Annotated in this window: 8 protein-coding genes; all 8 read right to left on the bottom strand. The window is 41.3% G+C overall.

Translation table 11 applies throughout. The annotated features are described in order from the left end of the window. Window positions 1-25: 25 nt before the first annotated feature. A complete protein-coding gene (locus ACFOSV_RS16240) occupies window positions 26-2,386 on the bottom strand; it encodes an ABC transporter permease (protein ID WP_377907097.1) in 2,361 nt (786 codons plus the stop codon). Window positions 2,387-2,434: 48 nt separating this feature from the next. Beyond that, window positions 2,435-3,037 (bottom strand): hypothetical protein, encoded by a 603-nt coding sequence (locus tag ACFOSV_RS16245; protein ID WP_377907098.1) that lies wholly within the window; start codon window positions 3,035-3,037, stop codon window positions 2,435-2,437. Between the two features lie 238 nt (window positions 3,038-3,275). After that, window positions 3,276-3,851: a hypothetical protein gene (locus tag ACFOSV_RS16250; RefSeq protein WP_377907099.1), complete on the bottom strand. Its 576-nt coding sequence runs from the start codon at window positions 3,849-3,851 to the stop codon at window positions 3,276-3,278. A 142-nt stretch (window positions 3,852-3,993) separates the two neighbouring features. After that, on the bottom strand, window positions 3,994-6,405 hold the full coding sequence (locus tag ACFOSV_RS16255; RefSeq protein ID WP_377907100.1) for an FtsX-like permease family protein: 2,412 nt from the start codon (window positions 6,403-6,405) through the stop codon (window positions 3,994-3,996). 48 nt (window positions 6,406-6,453) lie between these two features. Beyond that, the gene (locus ACFOSV_RS16260) at window positions 6,454-6,735 is read right to left on the bottom strand and encodes a hypothetical protein (RefSeq protein WP_377907101.1); all 282 of its coding nucleotides are present in this window, start codon (window positions 6,733-6,735) and stop codon (window positions 6,454-6,456) included. 122 nt (window positions 6,736-6,857) lie between these two features. After that, window positions 6,858-9,290 (bottom strand): ABC transporter permease, encoded by a 2,433-nt coding sequence (locus ACFOSV_RS16265; RefSeq protein WP_377907102.1) that lies wholly within the window; start codon window positions 9,288-9,290, stop codon window positions 6,858-6,860. An 83-nt stretch (window positions 9,291-9,373) separates the two neighbouring features. Continuing rightward, on the bottom strand, window positions 9,374-11,803 hold the full coding sequence (locus tag ACFOSV_RS16270; RefSeq protein ID WP_377907103.1) for an ABC transporter permease: 2,430 nt from the start codon (window positions 11,801-11,803) through the stop codon (window positions 9,374-9,376). A gap of 130 nt (window positions 11,804-11,933) precedes the next feature. Then, window positions 11,934-12,878 (bottom strand): DUF4097 family beta strand repeat-containing protein, encoded by a 945-nt coding sequence (locus ACFOSV_RS16275; RefSeq protein WP_377907104.1) that lies wholly within the window; start codon window positions 12,876-12,878, stop codon window positions 11,934-11,936. Window positions 12,879-12,952: the final 74 nt, after the last annotated feature.

The raw sequence follows: 12,952 nt of genomic DNA on the forward strand, positions 1-12,952 counted from the left end.
GAATTCAGCCTTCAGACCTTACTTTCTATTCACTTTTAAGCGTTTTAGCCGGATTCACCAAAGCTGCTTTGATCGCCTGAGAACTCACCGTCAGCAATGCGATCAGTAGAGTAAGTCCGCCTGTCCAGAGGAATACACTCCAATTCAAAGTAGTCCTGTAAGCGAAAGTATTGAGCCAATCACTCATAAAATACCAGGTAACAGGAATCCCGATCACGACTGAAATAATCACCAATCGAGTAAATTCTGAAGAAATCAAGGCTACCAAGCTGCTCACTGTGGCTCCCATGACTTTACGAACAGAAATTTCTTTTTTCCTTAGCTCTGCGATAAAGGTGGCCAAGCCAAACAATCCCATGCACGAGATGACCACAGCTATACCTGTGAAAATTGAGGTCAATAACGCCGTTCTCTCTTGTGCCTTAAATTTCTGGGCATGTTGCTCATCCACAAATTGGTACTCAAAAGGTGCATCTGGGTTAAATTTGCTGAAGATGGATTCCATTGAAGCGAGCGCATTCTTAAGGTTTTCACCTTCAGAAACTCGAATATGTATGAAATTCAAATCTCTCTCCGGACCTATGACCACGATGGGCTTTACTTCATCAAAAGGAGAATCCATAATAAAATCTTTTACCATGCCCACCACGGTAAATTCATATCCATCATCCTGAATAATCTGCCCGATAGGGTCATCAAAGCCCATGATCTGCGCTGTGGTCTCATTTATCAAAACCGATAAGCTATCACTTGCATAGGTATAAATATCTATATCCCGACCTGCAATCAGTTCTAATCCAGCAGTCTCTACGAGAGCCGCATCTGTGCCCATACGACTGATACTTGGTTTAAAATCTTCATCCTTACCTTGCCACTTCATTTCATTGGTATCACTGTATATTTCCGTAAGTGGGGAAAACGTATAGCTCACTGAGCTTACAGCAGGTAATGCAAGTAGTTCATTTCGTAGTGCTGCCTTATTATTTCTTATGCTTTGGGTGACCGGGTGAAAAATCAGATTATCCTTATTCAGTCCTAAATCGCGATTTTGAACGAAATTCATCTGATCCCGCACGATCCAGACACTGGAAATCAGGATAACTACAACGGCAAATTGAAATACCACAAGTACTTCCCTTGGCTTAACACCAAATCCACGACGGCTATCCATTTTGGTCTTCAAAGCAATAGCTGGACGATACGCACTCATCAAAAATGCTGGATAGCTTCCTGCCAAAACACCGATCACAAGTACATAAAGGATAGAAATCCCCCAGAAAAATGGTTGGGTGAATGGATTGGCGAGGTCTTGCCCTAAGAGATCTTTAAACCAAGGAAAGAGCAAGGAAACAAGCAAAATGGCGAATAGATATGCGGAAATTGCAATCAAGGTGGACTCGGCTAGAAACTGACCAATCAGCATTCCTTTGCCTGCTCCGGCTATTTTTCGAATCCCCACTTCCTTGGAGCGGCGATCGCTTTGCGCAGTGCTTAGATTGACGAAATTGATCCCAGCGATAAACAGGACCAAAATCGATACAATCCCAAACATCTGAATCAATTCGATCTTCCCTCCTACAGACTGGCCATTTTCAAACTTAGAATACAGATGTAGGTCCTCGAAAGGAAAAAGGAAATCCGAAATATCATCGTATTCAGAGTTTTTGGCTGTGAATCCTTTGAACTTCTCATTGAAATTTTCAAGAGATGAACCTTCTTTCAGCATAGCAAAGGTGCGCATGGAATTATTGCCCCAGAAATCCCCTAACCAGCCCATTTGATCAAGTTTTTTCATAGAAAAGAAAGCCGTAAAGGGAAAGCTGGTGTTTTCAGGTAAGTCCTTGATGATCGCTTTCACCTCGAGATCCATTTGCTTTTCTACAGTGACAGTTTTGCCCATCGCTGATTCATCACCAAAAAGTTTTCTCGCGACAGATTCGGTCAGTACAATGCTTTCTGGCTCCTCCAGCGCTTGCACTGGATCACCTTCAATAGCCTCAAAACTGAACATTTTGAAAAAGCCTGGATCAGTAAAGGTACTTTCTTCATAAAAACTACTCTCCCCCACAGTCAAAAGCTGAGGATCCCATTCTGTAATTCGGGCCACTTCCTCTACTTCTGGATATTGATCAATTAGTGTTGGGGCATAAGGAGCCGGGGTATAATCCCAAGTGAATATTTCCCCCTGCATTTCAGCATTTCTCCAAACTGCATAAACTCTATCCGAATTTTCATGAAAGCGATCCACAGATAATTCAAATTGAACCCAAATGAGGATCAAAATCGATGCTGCCATTCCTATCCCTAGTCCAGCAATATTGATAAATGCGTAGCCTTTGCTTCTATTGATATTTCTCCAGGCGATTTTCAGATAGTTCTTTAGCATGGGTTGGAAGGTTAGAGTGTCAAGAGGGAAATTTTATAGCTATTCGAATTAAAGGTTTAATTCTGATTTTCTTTCTTTCAATAATGCGGCGACATTCAGCACATCTCCATTCTTGATGGTCTCATCCACTACCAAGAGCACATATTTTTTTCCACCTGCTTTGAATAAAATTTCCTGTCCGATTTTCAAATCAACTCCGCTTTTTGAAAATGGAGAAAGATTAGGATTCATCACGGATGGGATGAGTAAGGGTATAGATTTGCCAGTAGTGTTTTCAAGTGTAAATGTTCTGACCTCAGAATTTTCTCCAATTTTGACCGGTCTTGAATTTGATTCTGCAGCATCGACTTTGATTTTGATTGGGGCGTCTGCCTGATTACTGAGAATCAGTATATTTTCTCCTTCTAACATGACGGATTCACTTGCCATCATCCCCAAGCCAAATCCACGTACAAAACCACCATCATCCTGTTTCAGCACCGTCACTCCAACAGGCTTGCCAGATTTATTTTTAAGATCCACCATGGCCATCTCGTACTGTGGATAGCTCAGTTCGACTTTGTCTTGAGCTGCAATCTCGATCGTCATTTTTTGAGAAGAAGAGCAAGAGGAAACAAAAATTACGAGGAGGCAATAGAATACATTTTTCATTTTCATGTTGGTTTTAGTGTTTTCAAATAAGGGGCTACTCAAAATGTATTCTTCATAATTTGTTGGGCGCCAAGTATAATTCCACTTCTGTGCCATGAAAAAGTGGCTCAAAACGAAAAAAATGAAGGTTTTAAAAAAGAATTAGAATTCGTCTCGAACAAAAACGTCCGCTTGCGGGCAAAGAAGATTAACTTGCCTGAGGTAAATCCTTGATAATATTATCAAGTAGGATTGGAATTTAGATACTGAGCCTACGCATCACGAGCTCATCTATTTTGGAGCAAAGCTGCTTCGGATGCCGTGTTCTCCAAGCGATATCATTGAGCTTTCCACCCATTACGAGATAGTGGTCCACCCCATATTTACTCATTTCGGAGAGCACATGATCACGTGCATTGATCACTGCGATCCAACCTTCTTCCAATTCCTCTTGCCACTCCGCATAGTAATCATCTGAGTCTAGGTCTGTATGAAAGTTGAGTACATTTTCACAGATCAAAATATACTTATTGATACCCTCAGCGATCATTAGTTCGATGATATTTCGCTTGAGCGTCATGATATCATTATGCAAGAGGTCATTCCACTCCCCAAACATCTCGATCACTGCAAAACCCTGATTATAATCAGCATACAAGACTTTTAAAAAAAGTGTCTCACTGCCGATATTATCCCATTGGGGATGGATCAAAAAATTGTAAATCTGATCGGTGAAGTACACCTCACTATTCTGATAGCCAGCAAATGGAGAGCGTGGATCTTCTGAGGCAATGTATAGATTTCGCCAATTATAGTAAGGTTCGATTTCTTGCATCCAGTCCTAACAGAAATGTTACTTCAAAGTTACAGGATATCATGAATTTTATGGCTACAATCCTCAAGGTTGAATTCCATATTTCCTTTGCTCTTTGACTGGATAGAGGTTTTTTCCTATAAAACCACCCTATTTTTTCAATCTACTCTGCCTTGATACTGTTTACAGGATTAGCTTGAGCTGCATTAAAGGCAATACTACCCACAACTCCAGCCGTGAAAATCAATACCAAGGCCCCAACCCCGAAGAATATCAGAGGATTGATAGCGATACGATATGCGAAATTGGCGAGCCATGTACTTACAGCCAAATAACCCAAAGGAACGGCTAGTACGAAGGCAATCAAAACAAGCAGCATGTACTCTCGAGTAGAACTTTTGACGATAGAAAAAACAGAAGCACCCAGCACCTTTCGAATTCCAATTTCCTTGGTTCGAGCCACTGTCAAGAAAATAGTTACTCCAATAATTCCTAATGCAGCCGCAAAAATGGCTATCACATTAAAGTAAAAGACTAAAGTGGCGGTCTGCTTATCCTGCTCATAAAGCTGCTGAACATTGTCCTTTAGAAATTGAAGTTCTAATGGAAAGGACTCCTCCAATTTGGCGTATTCCCGCTCAATAGCCTGTAGTACTGCTACTTCTGAATTGGTATTGTAGCTTATGATACTCTGACCTCCCATTCTCACAGATTCTGAAAGTGTCAGAAAATAAGGGGCCACTTTTTCATGTAAGGAAAATAGGTGAATGTCTTCAAAAATTCCGGCTATCGTGAAGGGAAAACCCACTTGTCCACTTTCTTCATCCACATACTCAGGCTCGGTTACGATTTCCTTCCCGATCAATTCTTCTATATTAACACCAAGGAAAGCGGCTAGCTTTTCAGCTGCAGTACGATTAATCAGGGTGGTTCTGGACTTGGGTACTTCGCTTAATGAACTTTCGATTTCGTATGCCTCGAAAGCTTCGAAATCAAGATAAATTTCATTTGAATCATCAAAAATGGTCTCACTCCCCTCAATTTTATAAGTCCCTTGGTTAAATGGTTCTAAACCAAAACTACTCCCATTACCAACTTGGATCACACCGGGAATTTGCCTTAAACTTTGCTGAAACACGTCCAATTTATCAGGTGAGGTTTCCACGTAAACTATCCCGTCTCTTCGAAACCCAAGGTCCTTATTTTCAACAAAATTCATTTGCTGGGTGATAAATACAGAAACCGAACTGATTCCGATCAGAATCACAAATTGGCTGATAACCAAATATTTCCGAACCGTAAATTGCTGAAATGACTTCTCCTGGATACTTGATTTGAAAAGGCTTATCGTACCCTGCATTCCTAGATAAATCGCCGGAGATAATCCTGCCAACAAACCAACCAAAACAGCCAGACTAACTAAAATGAGTAAAACAGATGGCTCTAAAAAAATATTACTCGCGACCTCCACTCCCATCAAGTCATTAAAGGGTGAGATTAGAAAAGCGATTAAGATTCCTGTCAATGGAAGGGCTATCAAGGCCAGAAGAACTCCTTCAAAAAGAAATTGGGCGGCAATAGAGGAGTTTTGAGCCCCCATTGCTTTACGAACTCCAATGGACTTCCCCTCCTTTGATTTGATCGCTAGGGTCAGATTGGCATAATTGAAAATACTGATTATTAGGATAAAAAAAGCAAAAAAGGAAATCAGCAAGATGTATGTTTTATTTCCAGGCTGTTTCAGTTCGTAAAGGATATTTGACTCCAGATGTATGCTTTCGATGGGTTGCAAAAAATGACCTTTATAAAGCGGATCAGCAGCTAGTTGGGGATTAAACCCTGCAAAAGCTTCATTTACACCCTGATTGAGTACGTCAAGAGATACTCCCTGTGCACTCTGCACATAGATTCTACTTCCCCAGTAATCGAGGCGGTTTTCACTTAATGCTAAATTGAAATCGAAATGCGAGTTTTTGGGGACATCCTTTATTACTGCAGCAAGCACATAATCCTCATTGGCGATTTTAATGGCAGAATTGATGATAGACTCATCGTATCGATAGTTTGTGCCAAAGAGGTTTTCTGCCAGGGAATGAGTCAAAATCAATTTTTTACTTCCTGTAGCAAAGGCTTCCAACTCTCCTAAAATTGGTCGCCAAGTAAACATTTTGATAAAAGCAGCGGGCGTATTTGTGGTTAAAATACCTTCGGCACCTATCTCTTTTTGATCCGAGGTGATAAACTCAGTATAGGGCGAGGTGATAAATTGAGTGACTTCAGTGACCCCAGTGGCGGACTTTAAGATTTCTGCTTGGTCTAGTTGTGTCTGGGCCTCTGTGCCATTCCAGTTTGGGAATCCTATTACACTGTAGTCTTGAGAACGGTAGCTCCGTGCTAGTCGGTAGATATTTTCGGAGTCAGCATGAAATTGATCGTAGCTTTTTTCGAAAGACAAATATGAAATACCCACATAGGCCACAAAAAGACCTGCCATCAAACTCAGCAGGTTTAAAAGGGTAAAAGTTTTGTTTCTGGCAAAGCCTCGAAACGCAATTTTAAGATTATTTAGCCACATGGGACAGGAAATTAGGTTCGTTTCTTTTTACGCGTAAGCACAGGCAAATCACATCTGCTTCATCAGCTCCTTACTAGTTTTATCCACAAAAGTGATCGGAACAAACTTATCAGTCGGTGCGCCAATGTAATACACAGTCCAGTTGGGATCATGATTGCTGAGCATCTCGCTGATACAATCCGCTCGGTGTCCGCCTGGGTTTTCACATTCATCCCAGTAGAAAAGTTCGACCTTGTACTTCAGCGATTGCACCTCATTATTTACAATCACTTGGATTTCAATATCTTGCTTTCCAGCGACATTCGGAATAGGTATAGCAATATGGCTCATGATTTTGGGGGTTTAAGTTTTATTTTCTCGGTTGTCGGTTGTGGTTTGTAGATTATCGATTGGTTATGGAGATTTCATACTTCATACTTTAGCCTTCACACTTTTCATTTCAGTCTTCTTTGTTATTCACTTTTCAGACTTTTCACTGGATTAATCAAAGCTGCTTTAACACTTCTGAAACTTATGGTCATCAAGGCAATCATAAGGGTAATAATACCAGCTACTACAAAAAACCACCATTCCAAATTGATCCGAAAGGCAAATTCCTGCAGCCAATTTTCCATTAAATAATACCCTAGAGGAAATGCAATCAGAAATGAAATAAAAACTAGCTTAATAAAGTCTTTAGCAAGAAGGGTAACAATCTGACTTAATGATGAGCCTAAGACTTTTCGAATTCCTATTTCCTTGACCCGCTGCTCTGCGGTAAAAGTTACCAAACCAAAGAGCCCCAAACATGCTACAAAAATCGTAAGCAGGGATAAAGCGGTTAAAAACTCTCCCATTTTTGCCTCTTCTCTATAGGTTTCATTATACAATTCGTCGAGAAATGCATAATTGAAAGGCTGTCCAGGGTTAAAACCCAACCAGTTTTTTCCCATTTCATTCAATAATCCTGGAATATCCGATGGACTCGCCTTGACAATCAAACTGTAATAGGGATCAAATTTCATCATCAGGGGTGAAATTGGATCTCGAAGGGATTTGGCATTGAAGTCTTTTAGAACCCCAATCACGGTAAGCGATTGTCTACCACCTTCCAAATCCGACATTTGCTGCACTATTTGCCCAATAGGGTCCTCGGCTATTCCAAGCTCTCGGGCTGCTGTTTGATTGATAATGATGTTTGCATTCTCATTTCCCATTTCAGAAGAAAAATTCCTTCCCAATACGATTTCCATACCCATCGTGGGGATATAAGCCGCATCCACTCCATATTGTGTAATCCTGATCGGAAGCTCAGGATTTACATCAGAATACAGGTTTTGGACATTGTTATCTGATGGTCCTGCTGGTACAAATGCTGATTTACTGACCATGAGTACCCGAGGATCAGCCTCAATTCTAGATTTGAAAACGTCCAGATTTTCCTCAAGTAATCCTGCATCTCGGAGGATAATCAGTTGGTCCCGATCATAACCTATTTCAGCGTCTTGAATGAAATACATTTGCTGGTTGACTACAATTGTTCCGATAATCAAGGTCACTGAAACCGCAAATTGAAATATTACTAAACCACTTCGCAGACCAGAGCTGCCAGTTTTGCCGAAACGCTTTTTCAAGGAATCAATAGGCTTGAATTCTGATAGGAAAAACGCGGGATAACCTCCCGCAAGAATCGTGATCACAAGTACGAAAAAGCCTAATAAAGCTATATTTTCCAGACTTATCAAAGAGAGTAAGGATAGCGACTTGCCAGTAAAATCATTGAAGAATTGTAGAAATAAGCCTGCAAATATGAACCCAAGGACCAGGGCAAGGAGGATTGAAATAAAGGATTCTGAAAGAAACTGAAAAATCAGCTGAAACTTCTCAGAGCCCATCACCTTTCTAATGCCTATTTCCTTGGCCCTTTTCGATGCTCCAGCAGTAGAAAGATTCATGAAATTGATACATGCGATCAATAACATGAAGATTGCGATCGCTGAGTAAATCATGATAGTTTTCACATCACCCCCAGCCTCAAATTGACCAGGCCCATCAAATTGAGTGTCTAGGTGGATGCCTGTCAATGGCATCAGCTTGAAACGGATAAAATTCCCTTTTGCAAAGAATTCTTCAAAACTCATCCCAAGACCTTGCTTCATCTGACCTGACATGTACTTCTCTACAATCGATGGCAATTTTTCTTGTACGGACGCCACCTCGGCTGCTTCATTCAGTAGCAAATAGGTGGTATAACTACCAGAGAGCCAATTCTGATTTTTTGAATCTGCATTCCCGAGCATAGACACGAAAAGGTCAAAATGAAAATGGGAATTTGAAGGGACTTCGTCGATAATGCCCGTCACGGTATAATCGCCCATTAAAGTCATATCCTCCAAATAAAGGTTTTTATTCATGGGGTCCACATCACCAAAAATAAGCTTGGCTTGTGCTGATGTCAGGACAATAGAAAAAGGCTTGGAAAGAGCGGTCTTTGCATCGCCTTGAATAAATGGAAGCGTGAATATTTCGAAAAAATTAGGATCAACGTAGGCCGTGGTACCGCTTCGAATCGTTTTGTCTCCCACCGTAATGCGGGTGTTTTTCCGTGGATTATTAACCCGAACCGATGATTGTACTTCAGGAATTTCGGAAACTAATGTTTCACCCACAGGAGCCATCACAGTGGATTCATTCAAAACGACATCGCCTATCTTTCCTTCAAGATTTACACGAACTATACGGTCTGCAAATTCATTATATCGATCATAGCTCAATTCGTTAAACACAAATAGCACAATCAATAAACAGGTGCCTACGCCGATAGCCAAACCTGTAATATTGATAAAAGAAAGAGCTTTATTCCTCAGCATATTTCTCCAAGCGATCTTCAAATAATTCTGTAGCATTCGTGTTTCAGTTACATTTTCTTCTTTCTGTCCGACATTGGAGACTTTTCATTCTTTTTACTTCAAACTTGTGACTTTTCTTCCTACTCGCTTTTCAAACTCTTCACTGGATTCATCAATGCTGCTTTGACTGATTGAAAACTGATGGTAAACAAGGCGATCACTATGGAGATCAAGCCTGCCACCAAGAAAATCCACCAATGAATCGGCACTTGGTAAGCAAAGCTCTCTAGCCATTGATTCATCGCATACCAGGACACCGGGGTAGAAACGAGAATAGCAATCAATATAAGTTTGATAAAGTCCTTTGAAAGCAAGCCTACGATGTTACCCACATTGGCTCCCAACACTTTTCGGATTCCAATTTCTTTCGTTCGCTGCTCAGCGGTGTAGGTCGCGAGTCCCAACAAACCAAGACAAGCAATCAATATCGCAAGAATAGAAAAGGTGGTAAATATTTGTCTAAATCGTAAATCCGATTGGTATTGCTGATTGAAGTCCTCATCCAAAAAGCTGTAGATAAATGGGCGATGGGGCACCAATTCCTTCCAAACATTTTCCATACTTGCCAAAGTTTCGGGAAGGTTTTCTTGGGCAATTTTCACACTCACGTAGCGACTCGCAAATGCCTCAAAAGGTAAAGTCAGAGGTTCAACTTCTCGGTGAAGCGAGATGTAATTAAAATCCTTCACTACTCCAATCACCTGACCTGCTCTTCCCCATTGATCAAATTTCTTTCCTATGATATCTTCTGGATTGGAATAACCATATTGTCTAGCTGCTGCCTCATTGATCACCAAAGCAGAGGTAGAATCAGACGGGAACTCTCTAGAATAGGCCCTTCCAGCTACAAGTTCCAGCCCAAAGTGATCTATAAAATCAAGCCCGACTTGAAAAATTGGTTGCGCCTGTCCTACCATTTCTCCATCTGACATTTCTAAAGTGGTATAAGCATTAGGAAAATGACTTCCAGGCACACTTCGTGAAAAAGCAACTGAGCTAATGGCAGGGTTGGCTTCCAGCTCACTTTTCAAGGCTTCTGAAACGAGTGTTACTCTATAATCATAATTAAAATCAAGGATCACCATTTGCTCCTTATCAAAGCCCATATCCTTTTCTAAAAGATGCCCCATTTGATTGTAAACGATGATCGTTCCCGCAATCAAGGCAATAGAAAGACTAAACTGAAAGATTACCAATCCCTTTCGGAGATTCACTCCACGGGCATTCGATTTATTAATTCCTTTAAGAATCATCACAGGCCTAAACCCAGACAAAACCAAGGCCGGATAAGAACCTGCAAGTATTCCAATCAAAATAATAATCCCAATAAATGCAGGAATTGTATTCCAATTGATCAATTGATTGATTTCAAAAACCTTACCTGTCAAATCATTCATCCATGGCAGTGCCAGCATAATTAGGAAACCTCCGACAATAGCGGAGATCATGACAATAATCAAAGACTCTCCAAGAAATTGAAAAATGAGACTTCCACGATCAGCTCCAATAGATTTTCGAATCCCCACTTCCTTGGCTCTTTCCATAGATCGGGCCGTGGAAAGATTCATAAAATTGATTATGGCAATCAATAGGATGAATAGGCCAATGATAGAAAAGACATAAATATTGGTTAAAGAACCTGTTTCGCCGGGCTGACGCTGAGCCTCGGACCTAAGGTACACGTCGCTTAAGGGCTCTAATTTGATGGTATAATTATAGTCAGAATCAGTCTCTGGGTTTCTCCTTTCTATAAAATCTGGAACTTTGGCTTGAAAGGCTTCTTGGTCAAATTGTTCATTCACAAGAAGATAGGTGTAGGTATCCACATAGCCCCAAGAATCAAAAACTTCAGCTCTGGTCTGACGGAAGGTATTGAGCGAAATCAAAAGGTTAAACTTGAAATGTGAATTCGAAGGGAGATCTTCCATCACCCCAGTGACGGTCAAATCTCCGTCTTCGGAACGACCGGCAACCGCACTGGCTTTAATAGCTTGGCCGAGGGCAGGTTCCTCTCCGAAGTACTTTAGTGCCGTAGACTTCGTCAAGACTACACTATAAGGCGCCGCCAAAGCTGTCTTAGGATCTCCTTCTAGCAACTTCCAACTGAATACATCAAAAGCGGTAGAATCCATAAAAAGAACTCCCTCCTCTTGCTGAAGATTATCACCTTCCCCCAATAATAGATCCCCCCTACCTGAAAACTGAACTACCTTTTCGATTTCTGGAAAGTCCAACTTTAAAGCTGGTCCAACTGGGGCATTACCCCACACCCAAAACGGACTCGGTTCAGCCCCTTCTGTCGCATTGTCATTAGGAACAGACCCATGAATCACTCGATAAATTCTATCTCCATTTTCGTGATAGGAATCATAGGAAAGTTCGTCTTGTACAAACATAAAAATCAGGACACAACAAGCCATCCCCACTCCTAGACCCAATATATTGATCAGGGAATATGCCTTATTCTTCAGGAGATTCCTGTAGGCGATTTTGAAATAGTTTTTAAGCATGATTACAATATTGTTTTCTTGGTCTGCCTTATTTATGTCGTGTGAATGGCTTTTGATTTTAATATCGAAGCTTGCGTTAAAAGAACATTTTTAAACTCAGCTTCCTCGCCCCAAACTTCCCAATCTTTCTCTATCTCGAAAAATCCAGCGTCAGTCTTCCTCCGGAGCTTTGCATGACTAAAGCATACCCTCCGCCATTGAGCTGACCGGAGACTTTGTCGTCATCGATAGTTCCACTGAAATTTTTCAATTCTGTATTTACTCTTCCTCCTCTGAGGTCTAGGTCTAGTTCGGCAGTAGCAGGTACGGTCACGCTCACGCTTCCACCGCTACTTTTAAATTCCAAATCGTCCGTGATTTCATTGAGATTTGCCCGAATCGATCCTCCACTAGTATAGGCTCCTATACTTCCGTAGATTTCGTCAAGGCTTACACTTCCACCAGAAGTATATACTTCTAATTCACCTCGCATTTCGGAAACTTTCACAGATCCTCCACTAGTTCGGACCTCTACCTCACCTTCAAAATTGCTCAGAGTAAAGGAACCCCCGGAGGACTTCGTGGTCACTTGTCCTTTCACATCTGTGATGGTGATACTTCCGCCACTTGTGGCGATTTGGTGATCTCCATCCACTCCAGTCAGTGAAATAGAGCCCCCGCTGGTTTGGAAGCTAGTTTCTATCTCTCTAGGCACCTCTACTTCAAAGGCTATACTCACTTTCTGATCGCCCCAATTCCATCCCCAAGAAGTGTTTTTTGCACTCAGTCGTACTTCATTTTGATTTCCCTCGATTTCAATTTTGAAGTCCTCTAAAAACTCTTCCACCTCTTTATTGGGTGCAGTAACGAGGTCGCCACGATATCTTGCGTACATGCGTACCACGATTTCGTTGTCATTTGTTCCAATGACCTTGACCGAAGCACCAGAGGTTTCGGCGATCAATTCAGGAATACCACTTACCGGAAATATCTCCGTACGGTAGGCGCGATCAGACTGGGCCAAAGCTTGAGGCGCAAAAAGAATGGCGGCAAAGGCAAAGGCACAAAGAGTGGTAATTTTTTGTAAAGCTTGCATAGTCAGTTTTTTATCTCATTGAGAATATTCCACTTTTATGCCATAAGAAATCGGCCTTCAAGAGTCACATAGGC

It is taken from the genome of Algoriphagus namhaensis (assembly GCF_042649705.1).
In the GTDB taxonomy this organism is placed as follows: domain Bacteria; phylum Bacteroidota; class Bacteroidia; order Cytophagales; family Cyclobacteriaceae; genus Algoriphagus; species Algoriphagus namhaensis.

What these genes read in the sequence shown, in the direction of transcription:
- ACFOSV_RS16270 (WP_377907103.1), bottom strand. Translation starts at nt 11,803, where the DNA reads ATGCTTAAAAACTATTTCAAAATCGCCTACAGGAATCTCCTGAAGAAT.
- ACFOSV_RS16275 (WP_377907104.1), bottom strand. Translation starts at nt 12,878, where the DNA reads ATGCAAGCTTTACAAAAAATTACCACTCTTTGTGCCTTTGCCTTTGCC.
- ACFOSV_RS16255 (WP_377907100.1), bottom strand. Translation starts at nt 6,405, where the DNA reads ATGTGGCTAAATAATCTTAAAATTGCGTTTCGAGGCTTTGCCAGAAAC.
- ACFOSV_RS16260 (WP_377907101.1), bottom strand. Translation starts at nt 6,735, where the DNA reads ATGAGCCATATTGCTATACCTATTCCGAATGTCGCTGGAAAGCAAGAT.
- ACFOSV_RS16265 (WP_377907102.1), bottom strand. Translation starts at nt 9,290, where the DNA reads ATGCTACAGAATTATTTGAAGATCGCTTGGAGAAATATGCTGAGGAAT.
- ACFOSV_RS16240 (WP_377907097.1), bottom strand. Translation starts at nt 2,386, where the DNA reads ATGCTAAAGAACTATCTGAAAATCGCCTGGAGAAATATCAATAGAAGC.
- ACFOSV_RS16250 (WP_377907099.1), bottom strand. Translation starts at nt 3,851, where the DNA reads ATGCAAGAAATCGAACCTTACTATAATTGGCGAAATCTATACATTGCC.
- ACFOSV_RS16245 (WP_377907098.1), bottom strand. Translation starts at nt 3,037, where the DNA reads ATGAAAAATGTATTCTATTGCCTCCTCGTAATTTTTGTTTCCTCTTGC.